Origin of the sequence: Methanosarcina hadiensis (assembly GCF_046529725.1) — an archaeon.
Taxonomy (GTDB): domain Archaea; phylum Halobacteriota; class Methanosarcinia; order Methanosarcinales; family Methanosarcinaceae; genus Methanosarcina; species Methanosarcina hadiensis.
Map to the genome: position 1 here is coordinate 3,400,682 of NZ_CP136241.1, position 26,318 is coordinate 3,426,999.

The window sequence follows — 26,318 nt, forward strand, 5'->3', positions numbered from 1 at the left end:
AGTTTTTAATCAATACTACTATCTTGAAAATATACATCGATCAAAGCAAGCTCTAAATTTATTCTCCGTTAACTGTAAAAGCTGCCCAATAATAGGGGTGCTGGAAAGGCTTTTTCTCTGGAGATTCTTCGGCCAGTTTGAGATAACGTTCTATATATTGTTCTATATTTTCTTTGCTTTTACCTTCCCATTTGCCCGAATAGTAGCATTTTTCCATATAATCTGTTACCTGCCTAGATGTAAGATCTCTGACCCATAGCTGAGCTTCCTGTAACGCCTCAGGAATATCCATTCCTTCAACAATATGATTGGAGTAGAACTGCTCCATCAGCATGGCTGTTGAAATATCCGGGACTGACCAGAGACTGCTAACCACGCATGGAACACCTGCAAGCATAAAACCTGCAGGAAGGCCAACAAACTCATCGGCGTTACCTATCAAAATACTGGCAACACCTGTTTCACAGGCAGATAGCGTAACCAACCTTGTTGAGGATATGTTCACTTCGTCATTCTGAAGGTCGGACAGGCTAAGAGTTTGTCCGCCTGCAAGGTAAAGTCCGGACTGGGCAGGATCATCCCAGATGTAGCTGCCATGACAGGAGAAATGGAGATATGCCTTTCCAGGCACCTCTTTTAAGACAGCAGTTTTTGTACCAGTCTTACCCACATTCACCTGGCTAGACTCGAAAAGTCTTGATATTGCTTGACCTTCACAGCCTGAAAATGCCAGAGCAGGGTCCTCCTGGGGATTAATTACAGCATAAAGGCTTTTTCCTTCGGTTGTCATAGCATCATTCTGCATCTCTTTCAGTAACGGAATAGAAGGAACATAACTTATGCAATAACGCTGGCAGAGGGGCTGCCCATCGGATAGAGGAACCGCATGCAAGGGTAGCAGAAATAGACCGCCAGAAGGCAGTAGGATTAGTCTTTTAATTTGAGGTGGAAGCTCTACGAGGAGTGGAGAGAGAAGCCTGTGACCAATGATAGATAATACCTCATTTAAAGTATTTTGCCATTCCTTAAAGATGCTTTCATAATTTTTATGTGCCTCAAGAAACTGCTCCTTATTTTCGGTAGTTTTCTCCTTCACATACTCATTAACATAGTGATAATAGGTTTCCGAAGCATGTTGATAATTTGCATGACTACCTACCCACCCGCCTTTAATGTTACCCTGATCATCGGCATTAAAAAGCAGGCGATTTAAATCCTTAGTTTTGAAGTCAGGTATACCCGCTGATTGTATACTGTTTAATTCACTAATTAAGAACCCTATGCTGCCTTTGTCTGTTATGCAGAATGTAAGAATTGCTGTTTCATCATCTAATACCGATAAGATATCCAGGGTCTCAAGCTCCTTCTGGAAGCCAGGATTATAAGCTTGTACAACCTTTTCTGCTTCGCACAGGTCCTTAAGGGTTTCTTGAACACTTTTTTCCTTTAAAGCATAATCTTTCCGGGTAGAGAGCTTTATAGCATTACGGTACATTTCCACAGCCTGCTCGTACTTCGCCCATTCCGTATCTGGGACACCTCCTGGTTTTTTCATCTTCAGTCCTGACGCTTCATTGAGCAAGCGGACCTTGCCTCTCTCAAAGGTAATCAGTGCTTCATTCTCCAGGTTCATACGGTAAGCTGCCAGAGCAGCATTCCGGAAGACACAGGCATTCTTACCTGCCTCGATGCTCTTGCTTCCCGCAGATAAACCAGACCTGTAAAGAAGGCCGTCTGCCTTTATGGCATCCTTATAACTCTCAGCTGCATTTCCCCACTGTTCCGTATCAAAGTACAGGTCTCCCAGGAGTCTGCATGTTTTGAGAAAATCATGTGGCATTGATTCAAGTTTGTAGATCTCAAGAGCGCTATGGTAATGACTGATTGCCTTTCCTATGTTCCTGGATATATCTCCCCAAACACGATCACGATAGGCATTTCCCAGATTATTCTGAGTTTCGGCCCAGTCCTTCGGGAAACTTTTACGCGTATACACTTTAAGAGCCATGTTGTAATGTTCTATGGACTGCTCAAGGTTTTCCGCTTTGTCTCCCCGAATACGGCTAGAGTAGGCAAGTCCCAGACTGTTTTGAATCATAGCCCAGTCCGCCGGGAAGCCCTTACGGGTATACACCTCAAGAGCCATGTTATAAAGTTTTATGGCGTGCTCAAGGTTCTCTGCTCTGTCTCCCCAGACACGATCACGATAGGCTTCCCCCAGATTTTTCTGGGTTAAAGCCCACTGCGCTGAAAAAATATTTTGCGTGTATACCTTCAAAGCCTTGTTATAGTGTTCTATAGCCTGCTCAAGGTTTCCGGCTCTGTCTCCCCGAATGCGGGCACGATAAACATTCGCCACATTGAATTGAATCAAAGCCCATTCGGCCGCGAAATCCTTATGCGTATACACCTCAAGGGTCCTGTTATAAAGCACTATAGCCTTCTCAAGGTTCTCAGCTTTGTCTCCCTTAATACGGCTAAAATAGGCATTTGCCAGATTGTTCTGAGTTTCGACCCAGTCAGCCGGAAAATCCTTACGCGTATACACCTCAAGTGCCCTGTTATAACTTTCTATAGCCTGCTCAAGATTCTCGGCCATATCTCCTTGAGGATTTTGATACAAACTGTCACCCAATATCACCTGTAGAACAGCCCAGAGTTTAGGGCTGGACTTGCATTGGACCAGGGATAATGCATGCCGAAGCAGCATGATTTTTCTCGGCATACTATTAGGACTCCAGAGGCTGTCAATCTCTACGAGTATCAATTGCAGGTCTTTTATGGATACTTCATTTGGTAATATTGAGGACTGATCTTTTTTATTAGTTCCAAAAAGCCTGCTCCAAAACCCCATTATGATAACCTCTATTATCAGGGAGTCAAAAAAATGAGTATCATATTCTACATAGTTTTCCGGTTATCTCATTACTCGTTATATCTTTCAATCTAATATCTAGTTGAATATATGTTTATATCAATATAGAGGAAATTCGATTAAGAAAAATCGTGTTCTTTGTCCAGGAACCGCCCCACAAGTATAGCTGCTGAGATATCTGGAGCTGATCAGGACTGCTTACAATGGATGGAATACCTGGCACGCATAAAGCCTACAGATAGACCAGCAGACTCATGAGCGCTGCTTTCGAGGTCTCGGGAATTCCAGTCTCCCAGGAAGAGGATGTAAGCAGCCTTGCTGAAGGTATTCAACACTGAAGACGCTTATCTTATGTGAGAGATAGGGCACTCAGGACGATAAAAATATTTTACAAATCTATTTTTATAAATTAACTAAAAAAATTCTGGACAAACGAAAAAAATAATTTTTATCAGACAGCACGTCCAGTTGTATATTGATCTGCTGTATATGAATGCAATAATCAGCTGTATATGAATGCAATATTAAGAGTTATATTCGTTAATTCTTTTTTCGATCAATTTACTTTAAGATTACCACGCACAAATCCATCGTAAACTTAAGCTATCCTTTACGATCTTTCCTCAAAGACCGAATCCTTGATCCTGATTCTATTATCAGTAGAACGACCTGCCGCACATTAAAATATTTTGAAGAATGCTTTTTTCAACACTTAACAGGTAAATTTTTTTAGTACATGAGGATTATATTCTAACATATTTGGGGACGCAAAATGGACGAAAAAATGCAAATAAACAGATGGAATAGTAGAAAAAAGATAATAATCTCCAGCCTGATTTTGATTTTTTTAATAGCAGCTATTATTGTCTTCCTATCAACTGAACCTCTGGGTAAAACAGTTTATGTAACTGCCAGTGGTAGTGGAGATTTCAACTGCGATGGTATAGATGATCAGGTTGAGATAAATAAAGCTCTAACTTACGTGGCAGAAAATCCTGAATTCACAACTGTCCGTCTGGAGGGAAATACCACATACACAGTATCAGGCAGTATTCTTATCGGAAGTAATACGGTTCTGGAAGGAGATCCCACAGCTGTAATCAAACTTGAGGATAAAGCAGATTGGCCAGCAGATAAGCCTATAATTACGCAGATGAATAGCTCCGGAAACCATGATATCACCGTAAGGGGCTTTGAGATAGACGGAAACCATGATGGCAATGCGGAAAAGAAGAGAGGAGCAGGGTATTATAACCTGATTCATTTCCTTAATTCCGAAAACATACAGGTATATGATCTCTATATGCATGACAGCCACGGAGACGGGTTAAAAGTTACAAGATGTTCAAACATTCAGTTTTACAACAACAGAGTGTACAAGTTAGGTCATGATGCCCTCTATGTCATATATTCTTCAAATGTGGAAGCCTGGAATAACAGAATAACATGCAGAACAAACAGCGGTTTGAGAATTTACAACTCGAATTATGTAAAATTTTATAACAATACCATTAACTCCGAGGGAGAAGGAGGAGCAGGAATTCAGGTCCAGAAAGATGGCTCATCGGTTGTTATGGATGATATTGAAATATTCAACAACCTGTTGTATGAAACCAATGCAGCAGGCATCTGGATTACGGGTTACGGATCCAAATATTCCAAAGATACTGCAAAAGATATACACATCCATAATAACAAAATCTACAGAACCGGCACCAATCAGGGCGCTGATTGGGCAGGAGGCGTGGTGCTTAGCGGGTTTCAAAACACCCTTATAGAAGACAACCTGTTCGACGGATGCTATGGTGCAGCCATTGCCCATAAAAGAGTCAGCTCCGCATTTACGGCTCCTGAGTCAGGGTATACGACTATTGTAAAAAATAACATAATTATTAATACCCAGCCAAGCCATACAGCCGGGAAAGGATATGCTATATTTAACAAGTTGAATAATACCCATTCATTTATTCTTGAAAACAACTGCCTTTCAAATAACACCGGTGGAAATTACTTATATGCAAATTCAACATCCGATGTTAATGTTGATAATGGGTATGTCGAACAGGTAAGTAAGAGTGAATCCATGAGGAAAGAATTCCGATGGACTGAGGCATTGTCTGCGGGAACGAAATGACCTTAATGAGGTTGATTCCTGCGAAATAAGCAAGCAATCCTGAACACTTCTTACTTTATTCTTCATAGAGTGCAACAGCTGCTTACTGTTGCACCCCAATCATATTTTCTCAGATATTCATTATTCGCGTCACGCAGGCTCATATATTAATTGCCGAGCAATTTCCAGGTATGGACGCATTGGGAAGGATTATCCCTGTATCTCAGCCAGTTACTTTCGCATTTTTCTTTTCAGCATCTTCCCGGATATCCAGCCGATATCATTATAAGCAGGATTTACCGGCACGCTCATGTAATATTTCGTTTCGGATTAAGCCAGCCCTTTTCTTTAAAAAGTGCGCAGAAAAACCTGTCAGATTAGAAATTAACCGTACGTACCGAGCAAATCTACTCGAGCAGATCTAACTCACAGAAAAGTTATTGTAAAAAAGGTCGTTGAATCAAAAATAAGTCAGGTAAAAGTCAGGTGGTTCACAGGGATCCTGTGTCAATGAAGTAGATTTCGGGATCAGCTTTCAGACTGTCCTGAATTCGCTTCATTTTAAGCTTACGCGTTAATGAAGTAGATTTCAGGATCGGTTTTCAAGCCGTCGTGAATTTGCTCCATTTTACAGTTACGCGCTAATGAAGTAGATTTCGGGATCAGTTTTCAGGCTGTCCTGAATTTGCTCCATTTTACAGTACTTCCCTTATGAACCAATTAATACTATGTAACTCATAATATAAAATACCAGCGATAGAATTGGAAATTGCTTAATGAGTAAGAAAAACTAGTAACCGAGCGCCGTTATTCATCAACGTAATAGCTTTCATTTACCTTCAGTATTTAAAAAGTCATTTCATAGAAAGCAAATGGGTTAAAGGAGGGTTCAGGTATTTGGTCTGTCAATTCAAGCCGGTTTTAATGTGTCAGTTCAAAATCAGCGTGTTTTTTTTCCTTAATCCGCTTTTTTCACCTTCCGGCTTCCCTGACACTCTTCATAATTTCTTTTATGCCGGGCCTTTTTCCGTACATGAGCAAATAAACCCTGAATAATCTGCTCGAAATTATGATTACTGCATGAATGGAAACAAAGAGAATAAAGAGGCTTGCTGCGACCTGGTAGAAAGGCACTTCCGAAGCCCCTATTCTGGAAAGCATGGCTACGGAAGATGTAAAGGGGAAAAGGGAAAGGAAGACTGCAAGAGGGCTGTCGGGACTGGTAAGGATAAGCTGCATGAAAACGAGAGGAGATGCGGCAGCAAAAGTGAAGATTCCCGCAACCTGCTGGCTCTCCTGAAGAGAACCTGTCACTGCCCCGATCCCTGCCATCATGCTGGCAAAGAAAAGGAAACCCAGCAGGAAGTAAATGAGAGCAAGAACAAGAAGCATAGGATCCACATTTACAGGGAGGGCATATCCGCCCCCGATAACAATCACTGAAAGCCACACAGTAATTTGCAAAAGGCCAACTGCACCAAGTCCAGTTATTTTGCCGGTCAGGAGCTCAATAGGGGTTGCAGAAGAAAGAAGAACCTCCATAATCCTGTTTTCCTTTTCCTCTGCAACTCCACGGAGAAGGTATCCTGATGAAGAAAAAATGCTGAAAAAAAGGAGAAAAGCAGTAATAAAAGGCAGTCCAAAATCGGCGAGGATCTCAGCTATGCCCTGTTCCGAAGATTCTCCGTTATCCCCTATGCTGTACAGCTTCAGGTTGACCGGATTCTTTACCCTTTCAAGCACAGCCTCGTCCACTCTGTCTTTCAGGAGAGAGTCAATTGCTATATCTGAGAGTTCAGCCGAAAGCTCAAAGTTTGGAACCGAAGATCCCCCTCTGGAAGCATATAGTTCGATCACGCCGGTTTCAAGGAAATCTTCGGGAACTATAAGGTAAGAGGAGATTTCACCGGAACGCATATCTTCTCTGGCTTCGGAACTGTCTTCGTACCCTATGAACTCTATGGTTGAGGGCTTTGCCTCCATGGGGCCTACGGAAAAACCTTCTGTGGTAAAAGATTCCGGAAACTCTAAAGAACCTGTCATGTCAATGTAACCAATTTTCTGATCTTCGTCAGGAACGGTACTGGCAAGCAGAGAAGGAATAATAGTGATTCCGGCAAGGAGAAGAGGAAAAACAAAGGTCATGAAAAGAAACTCTTTACGCCTGACAGTCTTCGTGAACTCATGCCTGGCAACAGTAAAGGTTTTTCCGGAAAACTTACTCACCAGAAACACTCTCCACAGTTTCGATAAAGATATCGTTAAGGGATGGGAGTGCATGCTCAAAGCGCAGGATTTCGGCCCTCTTAACAAGCTCCTGAAGAACCGTTTGAGAGTTTACTCCTTCCTCAGGAAATATTTCAACCGATCCGTCGTGCTCGGAAACTCTTTTGATGCCTGGAACTTCTCCAATTACGCCATGAACTCTTTTGTCTGCAAATTCTACAAGCAGGGAGTCTTTTCCATGTTCTTTTCGTATTTCTGCGACTGTACCGTAGAGTACTCGCCTGCCTTTATTTATCATAAGAATCCTGTCGCATAGCTTTTGCGCCTGCTCCATCATATGCGTGGAAAGGATAACGGTCCTGCCCGCATTTCTGTATTCGAGGATTTTGGTTTTAATGGATTTTGTGCTCACAGGGTCAAGCCCGGAGAACGGCTCATCAAGAATAATAAGCTCAGGGTCGTGAATGATAGAAGATAGGAACTGAATTTTTTGCTGCATTCCTTTTGAGAGCTCTTCCACTCTTTTTCCCCTGTATTCGTAGAGTTCCAGGGATTTTAAAAGTGCCTCTGCATTTGTATGAGCCTCTTTTTTAGGGATATTTTTAAGCTGCGCAAGGTAGACAAGCATATCCAGAAGCTTTGTTTTCCTGTACAGCCCCCGCTCTTCAGGCAGATAGCCTATCCTGTCTTTCGCAGCAGAGGTAAGGGAACCGCCGAAAATGCGAATTTCTCCTGAATCCGGTTTCAGGATATCAAGAAGCAGCCTTATAAGGGTTGTTTTTCCAGCCCCGTTTGGGCCAAGCAGTCCGAAAATCTCACCCTCTTCAACTGAAAAGGAAATATCTCTGATAACATTTTTTTCTGCGAAAGACTTTGATACGCTTTCAAATTCCAGAGCATGCATCCAGATTAAATATATTCTAATATAGAATAAGTTTATTGGATCCTGGATTTAAGTTAATAAACGGTTCTAATTTAAGTTAACTCTAATTTGAGTTAACGGATGACTTTAATTTTGGGGATAGGTGACAATATGCTACCCAGACTGGTAATACACAACAGCATAAGTATTGACGGCTCAACTACCGGTTTTAATGCAAACCTTGAGGTTCATTATGGAATCCTGGGCAGTTATGAGCCCGATGCCATGATAGTTGGCTCAAACACTGCAAAGACCGGAACGCAGTTTTTTTGCGATAAAATCCCTCAGGAAGAGGAATCGGATTTTAAGAAGCCTGATATCCTGCCAGAAGACAAAAGGGCTTACTGGATGATAGCAGATTCCAGAGGAATTCTCGAAGGGCTTATGCATGTTTTCAGGCGTTCGGAATACAGTAAAGATGTAATTGTCCTTGTATCGGAAAAAACTCCAGAGCCATACATAAATTACCTCAAAGAAAGAAATTATGATTTTATTCGGGCAGGAGCAGAAAAGGTAGATATCAAGCAGGCTCTTGAAATCGCAGCCGAAAGATATGGATTTAAGCTCGTCGTCTCTGACAGCGGAGGAATACTGAACAGCATACTGCTCGAACAGGGGCTTGTTGAAGAGGTAAGTTTAATTCTAACTCCGGAAATTGTGGGAAGAACAGGAACAAACCTTTTCAGAGGCATCGAGAAAAGCGGAATTCAACTGGAACTTGTCAGAAACGAGATTGTAGAAAAGAAGTATGTACATCTGGTTTACAGGGTTTTAAAAGAATAAAAATATTAAAATTTATTTATTGAAATTTCTTTTCATCCTATTATATACTTTTTTCTATCAGATACTTTCTTTTTATTTATATACCTCTTTTTATAGAGGTTCCCTTTTATCTATATATTCCTTTTTACCTATACACTCCTTTTTATCTATGCACTCCTTTTTCACTCCTCTTTCATTTTTTTAAATCTTATTTTTTGTTGCCGAATAAGGATAATACGGGTATTCCGCAGATAATGCAAAAATGCTTGCAAAAATGCTTCATTTTCAAAACATTGAGCAGGTATTAATTTTTGAACAAAGTTATTAATTTTTCTTAAAGTTTTGGACTTAAAACTAATTCTGTTAGGAAGAGAACAATCGGAGAAAATTAAAGTAATTCTGATTATTCAAACCTTCCTGCATAAAAATAAGACATGAAAAATCCGTCTTGAGAGGCCAGAAAAGATTCATTTTAATGTAATATTTCCCGATCCTTATTTTAGCTAAAATATATATCACGAATAATAATTATTAATCGGTGCAATAAAGTTTATAATGTAAACCTATATAATATTAGAGAGTGTTAGGCAAAAAACGTTTTCGGGAAAAGCTGTCTCCCGGATGAAATTTACGGTGGAATGTCAATACGAATTACATAAATACCCCCCTTACCTCGCATGTAGAGGACAGTTTTAAAAGTCTCGTTTTAAGCGGAACAGGAGCCGGAAAGCAGGAACTCTCTACCCGGACTGAAAAACTATTTTCAGCCTTTCTTCTGGATATCAGAGCAAGGTTTGAGGAGTGAATATATTGCTCGAAGCCCTCATGTATGGTGCAGTCGCTGCCCTTATATCCGGAACCGCCCTTCCTCTTCTGTACCGCACAAAAAACATAAGGAAGGCTGCTTTTTACCTTTCTCTTCTTTCATCAATCCTGCTTCTCGGCTTTGCGGGCATAATTCTCTACACCGGAAAAGAGCTCGTTTTTCCAGTCATAGGATTTCTTCCGGGCCTGGATTTTACCCTGAGTGCAGACAGGCTGGCAGCCGGGTTCATCCTGATAATCGCAGCAGTCGTGCCCGGAGTTTCGATATATTCGATTGAATACGTTGAACACGCTAAAAGCGAAGCAAGGAAAAGCCTGCAGGCCGCCCTGACAAATCTCTTTATTCTTGCCATGCTTATGGTCGTAGTCGCAGGCAATATGGTAGGCTTCCTGATTTTCTGGGAAATAATGTCCCTTTCATCTATGCTGCTCGTAATGCATGACTATTCTTCCGAGGAAAACAAAAAAGCCGGTTTTTTCTACTTTGTAATGACAAATATAAGCACGGCTTTTCTTTTTCTGGGCTTCATAAGCCTCTTCAGGCTGACAGGATCTGCCGACTTCGGACCTCTCGAATACCCCGCTGCAGATCTGGCTCTTCCTTTCCTTTCTTTGTTTATTGGCTTTGGAGTCAAGGCAGGGCTTGTACCTTTCCACAAATGGCTGCCCTATGCCCATCCTGCAGCCCCTTCAAGTGTCTCGGCTTTAATGTCAGGAGTCATGCTGAAGGTTGCAGTCTATGGTTTCCTGCGTTTTCTGCTCTCTGTCTCTGCCCCCGAACTCTGGTGGGGAGTACTCATCCTTACAGCAGGCAGCATTTCAGGCCTTTTCGGAGTAATTTATGCCCTTAAAGAAAACGACATAAAAAGGCTACTCGCTTACAGCAGCATTGAAAACATAGGGATTATCTTTACGGGAATAGGGCTGTACACAATATTCAGAGTTGAAGGGCTCGAATCACTTGCTCTGTTAAGCCTTGCAGGAGCATGCTTCCACGCTTTCAATCATGCCATTTTCAAAAGCCTCCTCTTCCTCTGTGCAGGTTCTGTGGTCCATGCTACAGGCACAAGAAAAATCGAAGCCTTTGGAGGGCTTGTGAAAAATATGCCCGTAACCTCAGCCCTTTTTATAATAGGCTCGGTTTCCATTGCAGCTCTGCCGCCTACAAATGGCTTTGCTGGAGAGCTCCTGCTCTATCAGGCATTCTTTCAGTCTTTTTCCGTAACAGACCCTCTGCTTACCGTATTTCTTATAACTGCCCTCTCAAGCTTTGCCCTGACAGGAGCACTGGCAGCTGCCCTTTTTGTGAAACTCTTTGGCATCACCTGTCTTGCTATGCCGCGCTCGGAAAAAAGCCGGCTTGCTGAAGAAGTCCGGAAACCCATGCTTATAGGGCCTGCAGTGCCTGCAGCTTTCTGTATACTGGGAGGGCTCTTTTCAAAACAGCTCCTATCTCTTGCAGGCTGGGAGATTGAGTTTCCTGACCTGCTTTTGCTCGGGATTCTTCTCGGGTTAATATATGCATCCCTCTCCATGATGATCCGCTCAAAGGAAACAGGCCCCGCCAGAATCAGTGAAACCTGGGGATGCGGGATTCCGGCTCTCACCCCTTACATGGAATACAGCTCTGCAGGCTTTTCCGAGCCTCTTGTGATGATCTTCAAAAGTGTTTACAGGACAAAGATTGTGAATAAAGCTGAGTATTTCGACGAACAGGAAAGCCTCTTTAAGAACGGGAAAGTGGAAATCCGCCTGCTTCGCTTCTTTGAAGAATACCTTTATATTCCTCCTGCAAAGGCAATTGATATTTTTTCAAAATATGTTTCAAAACTGCAGAACGGAAAACTTGACAGTTATGTCCTTTATGCCTTTATCGCAGTCATTGTATTGATTATAGCAACAGGGGGCTTTGTATGAACACTTCGTTCCTGCTTTTTGCCCTTTTGAATCCACTCTTTGCCCTGCTGGCAGCCCCTCTGTATATGGCTCTGATCCGTAAAGTGAAGGCATATGCCCAGGGAAGAAAAGGGCCCAGGTTGTTTCAGGTCTATTACGACTTAAGAAAGCTCATGAAAAAAGAATCGGTTTATTCTCCGACTTCCTCATGGGTCATGCGGGTTACTCCATGCCTGAATCTTTCAACCCTGCTCGTCTGCTCCTTTTTCGTGCCTTTAATCTTTATTCCTGAGCCTGCAGGAGGGTTGGGGAATATAATTATTTTCCTTTATCTCCTGGCGCTTGAAAGGTTCTTTACAGCCCTTGGAGGGCTCGATGCAGGAAGCGCCTTCGGAGGCATGGGTAGTTCAAGGTCCATGAGCCTTGCAGCTGTGATCGAACCTACAATGGTAATTGCTTTTGCAGCCCTGGCGTTTGTCCTGAAAAGCCTGAACCTGCACGAGATGTTCGCACTTACGGCCGGTAAAATTCTTCCCATCAGCCCAACACTTGTCCTTGTCTCAATATCTCTCTTCATTATCCTTGTAGTGGAGACCGGGAGGCTGCCTGTGGACAATCCGGCAACCCATCTTGAGCTTACAATGATTAACGAGGCAATGATCCTCGAACAGGCAGGAAAGAACCTTGCCCTTATCGAGCTTGCCCATGCCCTTAAACAGCTCCTGTTAATGGGGATATTGATAAACACAATCCTTCCTGTAGGGCTAAGTACTGAGATAAATGCCGGAAAAATTGCGGCTTCAGTCCTCCTCTTTCTTGTGAAGGCAGGGCTGCTTGCAATAATAATAGGGCTATTTGAATCGTCCCTTGCAAAGATGAGGCTGTTCAGGCTTCCTGCATTTTATGTCATGGCATTTTTCTTTTCAGCCATTACTATCCTTATCGAGGTGTTTGCATGATTGACCCGATTTTACTGGAAGGTATAATCAAGATACTTTTCGTCTTTGTCCTAATCAGTGCAGGGCTGATCATCTCAACCCGCAACCTGAGCTCCGTACTGACCGCATATACATTCCAGTCTTTCCTGCTGGCTGCAGTCTCCATCCTTCTCTACATGATGGACGGGAAAGGTCAGCTTATACTGCTGGCAGTCCTGACCCTGGGGAGCAAGGTAATCCTGATTCCATATTTCATTTCCAGGATAGAACAGAAAATTAGAATTGGAAGAGACCTTCACTTTGCGTATCTGGAGCCAACACCCTCTCTTCTGCTGAGCATAGGTCTTATTATCCTCTCTTACACCTTCCTTTCAAAAGTTTTCGAAGGGCTGCCCCTTTCGAAGCTTTTCTTCTTCGGGGCTGTAATAGGGCTTTCCCTGACTCTGATGGGTATGCTTGTAGTATTCAGCAGAAAAAGGGTCATCACAAAAGCTCTTGGCTACCTCAGCATGGAAAATGGGGTACTGATGTTCGGCCTTTTTGTTACCGAGCTTCCTTTCATTATAGAAGTCCTGATCATAATTGACCTTATTATACTGGTCATACTGACCACAATCCTGGCTGTGGGAATGGATTCCAGCATTGAGGAATACAGGCAGAAATTCCGGAAATTGCAGATCTGGACCGGAGGTGAATCCCAGTGATCAGGTACTACCTGTTAGTAATGGGAATATTTCTGGCATTCGGCCTTATTCCGAAGTCTCACAGGCTGATGAATGCGCTTGCAGCTGGAAACGGTCTGCTGCATCTTGTTGTAAGCTGTGTAGCTCTTATCATGCTTGATCTGCCAGGAAGGCTCGGGGAAACCCTTTATCTTGACCACCTTAACCTTTACGTGGAACTGATAACATCCCTGGGATTCACTGCTGCTGCCTTCTATGCGAGAGGATATACTGACAGCCTTATGGAAGCAGGAGAACTTGACCCAAAGAACCTGAAGACCTTCTACCTTGCTTTCAACCTCCTGCTTATTACAGCCACAGTTGCGCTCTTCTCAGATAACCTGGCGCTCTTCTGGATCTTTGCGGAACTCACAACAGTCTGTGCTGCCATGCTTGTTGCAATTCTTTCTGCAAGGGAAAATATTGATGCGGCCCTGAAGTACGTATTTATAGTGTCAGGAGCCATGCTCTTTGCTTTCCTGGGATTGATTTTCCTGTTCACCATCTCGGAACAGGCACTTGGAGAAGGAACCCTCAACTGGACGGAACTTAAAGTTCATGTTTCTGAGTTTTCACCTGCCCTCCTCCTTGCAAGCTTTACATTCATGTTCATAGGCTTCGGCGCAAAAGCAGGAATAGCCCCTTTCCACACCTGGCTTCCTGATGCATATGCAAGAGCTCCTTCGGTAAGCGCAATCCTTTCAGGGCTGATGCAGAACCTGGGGATTTATGGGATAATAAGGATGTACTCCCTGCTCAGAGAAAGCAATGTAGCCCCGCAGGCATCTTCTATCCTGCTTGCAGCAGGAATTTTCTCAATTGCCCTTGCTTCATTCAGCATGTTCCAGCAGAGAAACCTGAAGAGGCTGATAGCTTTCTCAAGTGTCGAGCATATGGGACTTCTCCTCATAGGGATAGGAATAGGGACGCCTCTTGCACTTTTCTGGGCTCTTTTCTATATGCTTGTCCATGTCCTTGTAAAGGAAACCCTGCTGTTCTCCGCAGGCATCCTGCACAGGCAATACAGAAGCAATATGCGTGAAAACATGTGGGATGTCTTTAAACTCCAGCCAAGGGCAGCCTGGGCCCTGATACTCGGAAGCATTGCAATCGTTGGAATGCCGCCTTTCCCTCTTTTCCCGGCAAAGTTTTTCATCCTGCTTGAAAGCGCGGCAATTTCCCCTTACCTGACACTTTCATTGCTGCTTATGTTGATTCTTGCAGCTGCATCCTTTGCAAATTTCCTCCTGAAGGCTTTCTCAAAAGTGACCGTAGAGGAAGAAAAAGAGAAAGAACACCGCACAACCGGAACACATGCGGGGATAGAAAAAGCTGAATTGAAAGACACAACCGGAAAAGCAGGTTACGATGAAACCGGGCTTCCGAAGAAATATGTAGTAAAGAGCGGGATGAGAATCCCGGCAATCTTTATGCTTGCTCTTGCCCTTGCCCTGGGTTTTTATTTCCCGGATTCACTGAGAGACCTGCTTGATGCAATAATTCTTGAGCTCGGGTATGTTTAAGGGGCGGTATGTATGGATATCAAAATGAATGAAAATATTGAAGAATTGATTTTAATGGTCAACAGTATCGCACAGGAGAAGCCCGAAATTCTCAACTTCCGTGAAAACGAAATATACCTGAAAATTTCGGAAACCGGATTTAAAGAGGTTTATCCTGCACTTGAGGAAAGAAAATTCAACCTTATTGGGATTTTCTGCGCGGAAGCTTTTGAAAAAATGGAAGGATTCACACTCTTTTACACTTTCAAGCAGCAAGGTGCAGCACCTGTCCTGATTCTGGTACGGGAAGCAGGAAAGGAGAATAAAGTAACTTCAATCGCAGAAGCTTTCCCCTCAGCATCCTGGTTCGAGAGGGAAGTCAGGGACGGGTTCGGGATCGAATTTGCCGGAGCATTTGATACGCGAAGGCTTTTCCTGCATGAGTGTTACCCTGAAGGCTTCCACCCACTGCAAAAAACTTTCAAAAACGGGCCGATCAGTCCGGCTGAAGCTCCGTCTAGGGAGTATAAATTCAGGCAGGTCAAAGGCGAGGGAATATATCAGATTCCCGTAGGGCCTGTTCATGCAGGAATAATTGAGCCGGGGCATTTCAGGTTCAGTGTGATAGGGGAGCCAATATTCAGCCTGGAAATCCGGCTCTTTTACAAGCACAGGGGAATAGAGAAACTGGCTGAAGGAAAAAGCCCTTCGGAATGTATCGCTCTCGCAGAAGCCATAAGCGGGGACGAAAGTATGGCAAACGCAGCAGGCTTCTGTATGGCAGTGGAACAGATATGCGGGATAAATGTACCCGAAAGGGCAGAGCGCCTTAGAGCAATAATGCTTGAACTCGAGCGCATATATTCCCTGCTTGGAGACCTTGCAGGCATGGCTGTAGATGTGGGTTTTGCTCTTGTGGCAAGCCCGTTCCACATACTCAGGGAAGAGGTATTCAGGCAGAATGAAAAGCTGACAGGGTCAAGGTTCCTTCGTGGAATTGCCATCCCAGGCGGGTTGAAGAGAGATGTTCCCGGTTCTTCTCTGAAAGAGCTTCCCGGCTTTCTAGAGAAATTCTCCAGAGCTTTTGAATCTGCCTATAACAGGGCAATGTGTTCATCTTCCCTTATCGACAGGTTCGCAACGACTGGAATTATAAAAAAAGAACTAGTTTTCCCGCTTAACCTTACAGGCCCTCTTGCCAGGGCATCTGGATCCTCCGCAGATGTCAGGATTGACAGACCTTATGGAATCTATAAGGACTTTGCCCCGAAGCACTGCCTGAAGAAAAAAGGAGATGTTCTTTCCCGCTTTGAAGTCAAAGCCAGCGAAATCCGCGGATCTGTGGGTCTGATTCTACGCCTCATAGAAAAACTTCCGGAAGGCCCTGTATCTGCAGAAAGTGCCGGATACTCAGGGAATGAGGACATTTCAGGAGGGACGGGCTTCTCAGGAGCTACAGGATATTCCCTCGCCCTGGTAGAAGCTTCCAGGGGGCAGAGCCTGCACTGGGTTTATCTGAAAGACGGGCTTGTTGACCGTTACAAGGTAAGGACGGCATCTTTCTGCAACTGGCAGGCTATAGAACACGCAGTGATTGGAAATATTGTTCCTGATTTCCCCCTGATAAACAAGAGTCTTAACCTCTCTTATGCGGGAACTGACCTTTGAAAAGAGGATAAAAGAAATAGCAGTGGCAGATAAAATTAAAAAACAGTGAAAGATTTCAATTAAAGGATACAATGAAATTTCTTGGTGAGGTCTGATATGGTAAACCCTCTTTCCCTTTTCCTCCGCCCGAAGGTTACGGAGGAATTTGAACTCCGGGATGAAGAACTGGAAGTTCTCGGGGCACAGATTAAAAAAGAAATCCCTGAAGTCTTCGGGCACAGCCTTGCTATCCGTGAGCTGGACTCAGGCAGTGACAATTCTACGGAGATTGAAATCTCAAACCTGGGAAATCCCCATTACGATGTTGAAAGGTTCGGGATCTCTTTTGTAGCATCCCCGAGGCATGCTGATGTTCTTCTCGTGACAGGGGCAGTTACCCTGAATATGGCTGAAGCCGCAAGGAAAACCTACGAAGCTATGCCTCACCCGAAATATGTTATAGCGGTTGGGGATGATGCCTGCGACGGTGGAATTTATAAGGGCTCTTACGCTGTACTCGGGGGAGTTGACAAAATTCTGCCTGTGGATGTAAAAATTCAAGGGAATCCGCCCTCTCCGAAAGAAATCCTGAAGGGAATTTTCGCCCTTGTAAAAAAAGCCCGGAAATAACCAGGGAATCTCTCCTGTTCAGGCAGGAGAGGTCTTTTTTTAAATAGACATTTCTTTTTTGCTTAGACCCTGTTTCCTGAAGAAGTATAGTCTACCAGCCTGATCTACAGGATAGTATTCATCAAATTATTTTTCATTCCTTACTGGCATTTAAACCAGGGAGCATCAACATGGATTGATTTTAAGTTGATTGGCCTTCAAAAACCTTGGAGCATATATATTCATTGGGAGGAATGCAGCGTGACATAAAACTAATAAAATCATAAAGCTTAACATAAAATATCAGGGTAGAATGCGGTATCTTTTATAGATCTTAAAATTTCCTGCATGACTTATTTTAAAGGCGTAAACAGTTCTCATATTAAAAAAGAAGTTACAGTAAAGATCCAATTGTCTTTATCAGGGCAAAAAGCCCTGCTATGAAGAAAAATAGTACAAAAAATTATGAATAATGTACTGATCCAGGGCATTATAGGGCGGATAAAGGAAAGGGGCAATAAATAGTCATGGGAATCAAAAAAAGAGCCTGAGGGCAAGATGCTTCCGAAATTGAGAGAAAAAGGGAACTAAAATAAGCTAAAAGTTCCGCCGAAAAGAGAAGGAAAAATATAGAAAAAGGCAGAGGAAAGAAGCTGAACTTTAAGAAAGTAAGTATTTTTTGGAAAAAAATATAAGTAATCAGCTAAAAAGTAGCGCATGAGTGTTGTACAAAGTCCCCTTTACGGTTTTCTCCCGGGAGAAAAAAAGGACTTTTGCTAATGAAGGTTGCTTCCTGAAGAAAATGAAGGAGAGATGCTCCAGCATACTTAAGAAGCTTCTAGGGGAGATGGAATAAGATGAAGATATCATTAATTGACCTGGCATTCCTATCCGAAAAAAGGAAAGATGTACTGCTCCTGCTGGAAGAGGGGCCCAAGACAGGCGACGAAATAAAAACAGCCCTGAATGTAAACTCGACCTCAATTATGCCCCAGATAAAGAAACTAAAAGAAGGGCGCTTGATAGTTCAGGATGAAAAGAGCGCCTACAGGCTCTCGGATATGGGAGAAATAGTTGTAGAGAAGATGGAGCCTTTGCTGGATACGGTCAGAGTATTCGAAGAGAATTATGATTACTGGATCAACCATGATTTTACTGCAATCCCAGAGCACCTCCTTAACAGGATAGACGAACTCGGAAATTACTTTATGCTTGAAGCAGACCTTAACCGGCTTTTCGAAGTACCGGAGGACTTCAAGAATAATCTGCTTGAGTCTAAAGATGTAAAAATATTCCTTTCATATTTCAATCCTCTGTATATTGAGATATACGAAGAGCTCATACGAAAAGAGGCGCAGATGTGTCTTATCCTGACGCAGCCGGTCTATGAGAGGATGAGAAAAGACTACCTGAAAGACCTGAAGATGCTCGTTGAATCAAAAAATGTGGAAATCTATGTCTGTGACAAAAACGTAACCCTTAAAGACGTCGTAACAGACCGTTTCTGCTCGCTTGTACTTTTTGATAAAAAAGGAAAATTTGACCACCAGCGACTGATGAGCTTTGATGAAAGCGCACAGAAATGGTGTGAAGAGCTCTTTTTTTATTACAAAGATATGTCCAGACGGCTGGAGAAAGTATAATTACCTGCTGAATGTATGGACTGCATAATAATAGGAGCGGTCCATCATTGAACCATAAAATTGAGCCAGAGTCAGGCAAAAATAGAGTCTGGACCGAAAACCTGAAACGTGAAACCACTCAAAATAAAAAATTTTGACTTTAACCTGGCAAACTTAATTACTCTTCCCAAAATCTTTTGCGTTATGAATTAAAGGCTGTTAAATTACAAACCTTATCTCAGGCCGTATACTCATAAATATACACATCGTACAGATTTTTATATTAGTGGTATATTTTTTTAGTAAGTTGCCGATTCATAGTTACAAACTATCCACACTGTAATTTTCTTTTTTCCTTTATTCTTCTCCAAGGTACTTATCGATCAGGGATCTGAACCTGTGAATATCTATAGGCTTTGAGATGTAATCCACACATCCCATTTCAATAAAGTGCTCTTCGCTTCCTTTCATGGCATGCGCCGTAACAGCTATCACGGGAATATCTGCAGTCACAGGATTCTTCTTTATCCTGTCAAGAACCTCAAGTCCGTCCATCTTGGGAAGCTGCATATCCAGAAGAATAATATCGAACTTTTTCTCAGCAAGGCGTTCAAGAGCCTTTATCCCGTCCTCTGCTTCGGTTACACGGTGTCCGTAAAACTCGAGGAGGTCAAGGATCAGTTCCATATTCATAGGGTTATCTTCGACAATAAGGATTTCTTTCATCATCACGCCTCTTCAGCATAGCTAATTGTTTTATCCTATTAATTAATTCTTTTCTTCCGAAAGTACCCTTCTTCATAATTGAGATGAGACTTCCTCTAAGCTCTCCATTTAATTCTTCAATATTTTTCTCAGTAAACTCTGCAGCCGTACATATAATTAAAGGAATATTTTTTGTCTTTTCATCTGCCTTCATTCGGGAAATTATCTCAAATCCACTTACGTCCGGCATCAGCAGGTCAAGGATAAGAATGTCAGGCTTCTGCTCGGAAAAGAGCTTTTCCTGACCTTCCGGTCCGCTGTAAGCCTTTGTCACTTCAAAGCCTTCTGGCTCGATCATTGAACTCAATAGCTCTACAGCGTTCTCATCATCGTCAATAATAAGGACTCTCGGCTCTTCAAACTTGAATGTATTCGTGATCTCTTTTAATGAATTAAGAAGTTCGGTTCTTTTTACGGGTTTTGTGAAAGAATAAACTGCCCCAAGAGAAACTCCAAGCTCATTATTATCTGTCACTGAAATTATAAGCACAGGAATGCGGGCTGTATCAGGGTCGCTCTTCAACTGTCTGAGGATGTCCCATCCGTTAGTATCCGGAAGGAAAACGTCGAGAGTAATAACATCAGGCTTAAGTTTCTTTGCGGTATTCAAAACATCCTTTCCCGCATATAAAGAGGCTGTACTGTACCCTTCTTCTCTGAGAATAATTGAAATTAATTCATTGGAATTCCTATCGTCATCAACTACAAGAACAAGGTTCCGGGTCTCAGAAGGCATTTCAGGCAAACGGATTTCAGGAAGGAAGGTTTCATGACTATCAGTCTCTTCCCGCAGGTCATTTCTACATTCTTTCGCGGAACACACAGCCACTCTATTCATCTCAAATTCTATGAGTACCTCGCGAAGGTCTTTTGTATCGGCTTTTCGATGTTCAGAAGGTCGGGCTAGAGGGATCGTAAACACAAAAGTGCTTCCCTTTCCGGGCTCACTCTCAACCCAGATGTCTCCCTGATGTAAGTTTACGATTTTCTTTACGAGAGCAAGCCCAAGCCCTGTCCCGCAATATTGCCTGGAGGATGACGAATCAATCTGAGTAAAGGGCTGGAAAAGTTTCTTCTGGTCTTCTGGAGAGATACCTATTCCCGTATCCATAACAGAAAAAATAGCTCTATTTCCGCTTTTTTTACCATGGACAAGTACCCTTCCCTTTTCCGGGGTAAACTTGATCGCATTAGTTACAAGGTTATAAAGAATCTGGAGAAGGCGGCTTCTGTCCGCCTGAATATCCCTGAAATCCTGATCCAGCTCAAAGTCAATTTCAAGATACTTTGCCTGCGAAAGAGGGGAAAGTGTGGCTTTGACCTCATCGAAAATAGAAGCAACAGAAAATTCACTGTAGTGAAGCTCCATTTTCCCGGCTTCAACTTTGGAAAGGTCAAGAATATCATTTATAAGCCCCAGAAGATGTTTTCCGCTGAAAGAGATATTATTAACATATTTCAGTTGCTTTCCATTGAGTTCTCCAAAGACCTTTTCGAGCAGGATATCCGAAAAACCAATGATGGAGTTAAGGGGAGTTCTCAGTTCATGACTCATGTTGGCAAGGAACTCACTCTTTGTGCAGCTGGCGGCCTCAGCCTCAAGCTTTGCCTGAAGGAGCTTCTCTTCAGAGTTTCTATGTACGGTAATATCAAGCCCGGTTTGCAGGATTCCTGTTGCTTTTCCATTTTCATCCTTTATCAGATATGCAGATATCACCCAGATTTTTCCATCCGGAGTGGTTACCTCTCCTGATTCCTTATTTCCGGAATCCAGTGCCTTTTGTGCCAGGGATTTTTCGGAGACAGCATCTGACATAAGAGGTAATTTCTCATACTTTTCTCCAATAACGTTTTCAAGCTTAAGCCCCGCATGGTCCAGGGCAGCCCTGTTTGCCCAGAGAATTTTCAGATCCAGATCGAGGAAGATTACAAGCTCACTGAGAGAGTTTAGAATTACCCTTTTCTCATGTTCCTGGGCTTTAAATTGATTCGAATTTTGTTTCAAACGGTCAATCATTCCGTTTATTCCATTAGCCAGCCCTGAAAGCTCATCATCCCCTCCTACAGTGCAGTGTTCTGAAAGGGTTTCATTTTTTCCTACTTTTTTTACAAAATTGTCAATGGCAACAATTCGGGATACAACTTCCCTGTCAAGGAGGAATTTACAACCTGCTCCAACCATAATTCCTGAGAACAGGAGGAAAATTACGAGATACCTGAGTGTCTTTCTGCCTTTCTCATAGATGCCCCTGTCCGCATCTGTCCGAATCATAACTGTGGGATCTCCGTTAATATCCTCGTGTACAAAACAACCTGCTAACCGGTTTCCCCCTGCAGTTTTTATAAAGGGCCCGTTTCCACTTTCAAAGAAGGCTTTCTGAAAGTCAGCAGGTATATTATCCGGACTATAAAACAGAACAGGGTTACCTGTAATCTTCTGAACGGACTCCGCGAAGCCGGAATCAAGATGACTTCCCAGGATTACTGTTCCGATTGTGTCATCGTTGCTCGACATTGCAGGTACAGGGCGGCAGGAAACAACTGAAGGGCCGCTTTCCAGCAGGATGAGCCCGCTTGAAGCATTCGTTTTGTTTCTACAGAGAAGACTCCCCTCATTTATTTTCTTATCCATTTCGGAAACAATCGAGTCACCAGGAGTGTTACCTGTATTGTCAGGATCCGAGATCTGAGAATATATTATCCTCCCGGAATTATTGACAAAGAAAATAAAGTCACACCCGCTCAGAGTGAAAAGATCAGCAAATAAACCTCCACCAAGGTCTTCAGGATTCTCACTGAGCATAAAAGCCTTTACATCATCCCTTGAAGAAAGAGCATAGTTTGTTTTATCCAGTTTCATAATCTGGAAATCAATTACATTATGCATGTTTTCCACATTGCTGATCGCTTCATTCTCCTCCAGGTCGGAAAAGCTTGAGTTGAGGATGCTCTGGGAAGCTAAAATAACTGTCGAAGTAAGAAGAGCAAAAATTATGTAGATGATAACAAAAATCTTTCTACTTACATTCATATTCTGAGCTCGGCGGGATTAAAATTGAATAAGGGCTACCGTTAATTATAATAGGCAAAGTTAAGCGACTAATATAATAAACAATTTGCACATACATAGTATAAAAGTTTATCCTGATAAAGCAACTAGTGAGGGAGAATAGAGTTCCAGGCGTCATAAAAAAAGCTTTTTTGAAGGCTTTCTTGGAAAAAATAATTAAAGAAAAGTAAAACTGTTTTTTAAAGTTTTATCAGAGGCCCTATATAAAAATTATATCTAAAACTATCAAAAAACTCTATCTGAAAGCTAACCAAAAAAATCCTGGCTAAAAAGTTCTACCAAAAAAATTCTACCTAAAAAGCTAACCAAAAAATTCAATCATTACGCAAACCGTATTATAATTTTAAAATTGCTTATCGGTTTTTTCTCAGTATTCTCCTCATTAATGTAGATTAGCACATCTGCCTGAGCAGCTTATTCTTTAAGCTGGGGACTGGATTACCATTTAAAGAATCTAACTGCCCAGCTCACATTCTTTCTCAGGAGATATTTTCTCATTTCATCGACACCAAGCAGAAGGACTGCGAAAGGAATTGCTAGCAACATATACCTCAGGTCAACAGGTGCGGTGTTAAAAATCAGGTTAGCAAACGGATTCCAGATAATGAGAGCAAGAATCAGGAGTTCGCTTGCAATTCCCAGGAGAACCTGTCGGTTACTGAACAATCCCATAGAGAAGACTGACTGAAACCGGGTTCTTGAAGCAAAAACATTGGCAATCTGACAGATGATGACAGCTGAAAAGAAAGCTGTTATTGCCTGCCTGTAAAGAGGGTTAGTGTTTGCAAGCTGCTCTCCGAGATTCCAGCCCCCGTCAAAAAGCACGGCGAAATAACAGAAGAAGCCTGCAGCAGCCTCTATGGGTCCTTTTACTCCATAGGCTGTCAGGAGTAGCTGAGGAGTTAATAATTTTTCACTCCTTGGTCTGGGAGGCCTCTTCATGATGTCACCCTCTCCTTTTTCCATTCCCAGAGCAATTGCAGGCAGCATATCCGTCCCCAGATCAATTGCCAGGATAAGCTGTACAGGCAAAGGAAGAGGCAGAGCAAAAAGAACAAAGGCTATAAAGGGCAGGATCTCCGGGATATTACTTGCAAGGATGTAAACAATAAACTTTTTTATGTTATCAAAAACGGTCCTGCCCTCTTCTACAGCATTAACAATCGTAGCAAAGTTGTCGTCCAGAAGCACCATGTCTGCAGCCTCGCGGGCAACATCCGTGCCGCTGCCCATAGCGACTCCCATGTCAGCATTCTTAATTGCAGGGGCATCATTGACCCCGTCTCCGGTCATGGTCACGATCTCTCCCTCGGACTGGAAAAGCTGCACAATTTTTAGCTTCTGCACAGGAGAAGTACGGGCAAAGACAATGCTTGGATTTTTCAGTCTTGAGGCAAGTTCAGTACGCGAGAGTAAATTCAGTTCCTCTCCGGTGATAATTTCGAGCTTTCCTGTATCTGCAAGCCCTGCATCCTTTGCAATTGATTCTGCAGTGACAGGATGATCCCCGGTAATCATAACAACTTTGATCCCGGCAGCGTGGCATCTTGCAATAGCATCTCTGGCTTCGGGGCGCAAAGGATCCAGAATTCCTATGAATCCCAGGAAGACAAAGCCTCCGGTGTATTCCCTCAGGTCTTCTCCCTGCCTGTACGCGAGGGCGATAATCCTTTCTCCTTTTTTTGCAAGCCTCAGATGATGGTCAAGAAGTTGTTGCTGCTTAGTTTTATCCAGTTCGGTTATTCCTCCTGAATCTATGGCTGAACCGCACATCTTCACAACTACTTCAGGGGCACCCTTGAGATAAACTTCAAGTTCTCCTCCAGGAGTGCGGCAGATAACTTCCATCCTTCTGGTAAGCGAATCAAAAGGAAACTCTTCCAACCTTGGATAATCGTTCTGGAGCTTTTCTACGTCTTCAAAACTGTTTGCGAAAACAAGAAGAGCTCCTTCGGTCGGGTCACCGGTATACCCTGGGGGAGACTCATAAAGTTTTGCATTATTGCAGAGCCCGGCGACTCTTATGAAAACAGATGGCAGTCTTTGAGGATCCCATACAGGTTTTTCGAGAACACAAAATCCTTCTATTCCAGGATCCGTAATTCCTTCCGCAGCATCATTGTTTGTACTCATAGTGGTTTTGCTTATGCTTTTTTCCGCTTCCTGCCCTGCAGTACTTTTTTTAGTACTCAGAGGATTCTCAAAAAGGAGGCATTCAAAACCTAACATTATGGAGTTCACTGCCATCCTATTCTGGGTCAGGGTACCGGTCTTATCCGTACAGATAACCGTAGTAGAGCCCAGGGTCTCTACTGACTCAAGCTGTTTTATAAGGGCATCGCGCGAAGCCATCCTTCTTGAGGCAAGACTCAATGCAAGGGTAACTGTAGGCAAAAGCCCTTCAGGCACATTGGCAACAATAATTCCAATTGCAAAGATCAGGCTTGAAAGAAAAGCATCCTGAATAATGAAAGCCAGTATAAAGAAGGTAATTCCAAGGGCAATTGCAATTGAGGATATAATTTTTATGAAATGATTCAGTTCTCTTCGGATAGGTGTGTCCACGCCTGATATCTGCTCTGTTAGCGTTGCGAGGCTTCCTATCTGGGTATTCTGTCCCGTTGCAAAAATAATTGCCTTTCCGTTTCCGCTCTGTACAAGAGTCCCTGAAAAAACCATGTTCCTGCACTCGAGCATATTCGGGTGAGTGCACTCAATAGACCGGAGCTGAGGCTCGGACTCACCTGTAATAGCCGAGTTATCCACTTTCAGAGCATTGGTTTCAATTAAACGCCCGTCGGCGGGAACCTTATCTCCTTCCTCAAGAAGAATAATGTCTCCTGTAACAAGCTCCGAAGCCAGAATATAGCTTTCCTTTCCTTCCCTAAGAACTCTGGCATGAGGAGGGAGAAGCTGTCGGAAACTTTCCATTGTCTTTGCAGCCTGGTATTCCTGTACAAACGTAAAAGTCCCATTCAGAAAAACGACGCCGACAAGGGCAATCCCTATATAAAGATTCCCCTGTCCCGGATCAAGGTATTCACCAAGAAAAGCCAGGATAGCTCCCACTGTCAGTAAGATGGAGAAAAAGTTACGAAATTGACGGATGTACTTCTTAAACGCACTTTCTTTTCCGGTTTCTTCAAGGACATTTGGACCGCATTCCCTGAGTCTGCGGGAAGCTTCCTGTTCGTTGAGCCCGTTCTCATCTGCGTCAAACCTCTGCAGAAATTCGGAAAGAGAAATAAGATGTTCATCACTCTGTGGAGAGCATGCACTATTTTTGTTTCCGGCAGACTCTTTTTCCATCGAACCCCTTATACTTGAATGTAACGCAAGAATAAGAAGCTTAACATAACAGGTCTGCTCATTCTGAAACTCCGCAACAAAAAATGAACAAAATATTATAGTTTAAAGAGAGATAAAATTTTTAAACGGCAGGGACTGGAAGAAGATAATAAAACAGACAAGGAAGTAAAAATTTATTGCGTGATTTATCAAAGAAAAGGCAGAAAAAAATTCCCGGCAATTAGCTTTTATAATTTGTTAACTAAAAAAATGTCCGCATTCTGACTCAATTGAGGGGTTCGAGAATTGTTTTTACTTTAATTATTCTCACATCTTCTCAGGCGAGGAAAAAACGGCGATTCAGAACTATCTGTTCCCATTTATCAAGAAAACCACAGTTTTTTAACGTGTTTGGAACTCTGGATACTCTAGTCTGGAGTGTGAAACATTTTGGATTGAAAAGGTCTATATAATATTGTCAAGTAGACAGTAAAATTGTAATAAAAATAAATGTACAAGGATAAAAGTAAAAAAAG

Annotated in this window: 15 protein-coding genes; 9 read left to right on the forward strand and 6 right to left on the reverse strand. The window is 42.7% G+C overall.

Going from position 1 to position 26,318, the window contains the following annotated elements:
• Positions 1–58: 58 nt before the first annotated feature.
• Positions 59–2,854: a CHAT domain-containing protein gene (locus tag RSJ42_RS14675; protein ID WP_410508008.1), complete on the reverse strand. Its 2,796-nt coding sequence runs from the start codon at positions 2,852–2,854 to the stop codon at positions 59–61.
• Between the two features lie 793 nt (positions 2,855–3,647).
• On the opposite strand from RSJ42_RS14675, the gene RSJ42_RS14680 reads away from it, so the two are divergent.
• Entirely contained in the window at positions 3,648–5,009 is a 1,362-nt protein-coding gene (locus RSJ42_RS14680) for a right-handed parallel beta-helix repeat-containing protein (protein ID WP_410508009.1), read from the forward strand.
• 951 nt (positions 5,010–5,960) lie between these two features.
• On the opposite strand, the gene RSJ42_RS14685 is transcribed toward RSJ42_RS14680, so the two are convergent.
• On the reverse strand, positions 5,961–7,214 hold the full coding sequence (locus RSJ42_RS14685; RefSeq protein ID WP_410508010.1) for an ABC transporter permease: 1,254 nt from the start codon (positions 7,212–7,214) through the stop codon (positions 5,961–5,963).
• On the reverse strand, positions 7,207–8,118 hold the full coding sequence (locus RSJ42_RS14690) for an ABC transporter ATP-binding protein (RefSeq protein ID WP_410508011.1): 912 nt from the start codon (positions 8,116–8,118) through the stop codon (positions 7,207–7,209). Before RSJ42_RS14690 ends, RSJ42_RS14685 begins: the two co-directional genes overlap by 8 nt.
• A gap of 99 nt (positions 8,119–8,217) precedes the next feature.
• Here RSJ42_RS14690 and RSJ42_RS14695 point away from each other — a divergent pair, with 99 nt between their 5' ends.
• From RSJ42_RS14695 to RSJ42_RS14730, 8 genes are all read left to right on the forward strand, one after another.
• Positions 8,218–8,919, forward strand: coding sequence for a dihydrofolate reductase family protein (locus RSJ42_RS14695; protein ID WP_410508012.1), 702 nt, complete (start codon positions 8,218–8,220; stop codon positions 8,917–8,919).
• A gap of 780 nt (positions 8,920–9,699) precedes the next feature.
• On the forward strand, positions 9,700–11,640 hold the full coding sequence (locus RSJ42_RS14700) for a proton-conducting transporter membrane subunit (RefSeq protein ID WP_410508013.1): 1,941 nt from the start codon (positions 9,700–9,702) through the stop codon (positions 11,638–11,640).
• Positions 11,637–12,578: a respiratory chain complex I subunit 1 family protein gene (locus tag RSJ42_RS14705; protein ID WP_410508014.1), complete on the forward strand. Its 942-nt coding sequence runs from the start codon at positions 11,637–11,639 to the stop codon at positions 12,576–12,578. Before RSJ42_RS14700 ends, RSJ42_RS14705 begins: the two co-directional genes overlap by 4 nt.
• A complete protein-coding gene (locus RSJ42_RS14710) occupies positions 12,575–13,261 on the forward strand; it encodes a hydrogenase subunit (protein ID WP_410508015.1) in 687 nt (228 codons plus the stop codon). The genes RSJ42_RS14705 and RSJ42_RS14710 overlap by 4 nt, the downstream gene beginning before the upstream one ends.
• A complete protein-coding gene (locus RSJ42_RS14715; RefSeq protein WP_410508016.1) occupies positions 13,258–14,802 on the forward strand; it encodes a proton-conducting transporter membrane subunit in 1,545 nt (514 codons plus the stop codon). Before RSJ42_RS14710 ends, RSJ42_RS14715 begins: the two co-directional genes overlap by 4 nt.
• Positions 14,803–14,814: 12 nt before the next feature.
• The gene (locus RSJ42_RS14720; RefSeq protein ID WP_410508017.1) at positions 14,815–16,449 is read left to right on the forward strand and encodes an NADH-quinone oxidoreductase subunit C; all 1,635 of its coding nucleotides are present in this window, start codon (positions 14,815–14,817) and stop codon (positions 16,447–16,449) included.
• A 96-nt stretch (positions 16,450–16,545) separates the two neighbouring features.
• Entirely contained in the window at positions 16,546–17,058 is a 513-nt protein-coding gene (locus tag RSJ42_RS14725; protein WP_410508018.1) for an NADH-quinone oxidoreductase subunit B family protein, read from the forward strand.
• Between the two features lie 836 nt (positions 17,059–17,894).
• On the forward strand, positions 17,895–18,680 hold the full coding sequence (locus RSJ42_RS14730) for a helix-turn-helix transcriptional regulator (RefSeq protein ID WP_410508019.1): 786 nt from the start codon (positions 17,895–17,897) through the stop codon (positions 18,678–18,680).
• A 336-nt stretch (positions 18,681–19,016) separates the two neighbouring features.
• On the opposite strand, the gene RSJ42_RS14735 is transcribed toward RSJ42_RS14730, so the two are convergent.
• From RSJ42_RS14735 to RSJ42_RS14745, 3 genes are all read right to left on the reverse strand, one after another.
• On the reverse strand, positions 19,017–19,385 hold the full coding sequence (locus RSJ42_RS14735) for a response regulator (protein ID WP_410510384.1): 369 nt from the start codon (positions 19,383–19,385) through the stop codon (positions 19,017–19,019).
• Positions 19,357–22,455, reverse strand: coding sequence for a response regulator (locus RSJ42_RS14740; RefSeq protein ID WP_410508020.1), 3,099 nt, complete (start codon positions 22,453–22,455; stop codon positions 19,357–19,359). Before RSJ42_RS14740 ends, RSJ42_RS14735 begins: the two co-directional genes overlap by 29 nt.
• A gap of 477 nt (positions 22,456–22,932) precedes the next feature.
• Positions 22,933–25,803, reverse strand: coding sequence for a cation-translocating P-type ATPase (locus RSJ42_RS14745; RefSeq protein ID WP_410508021.1), 2,871 nt, complete (start codon positions 25,801–25,803; stop codon positions 22,933–22,935).
• Between the last annotated feature and the right edge of the window lie 515 nt (positions 25,804–26,318).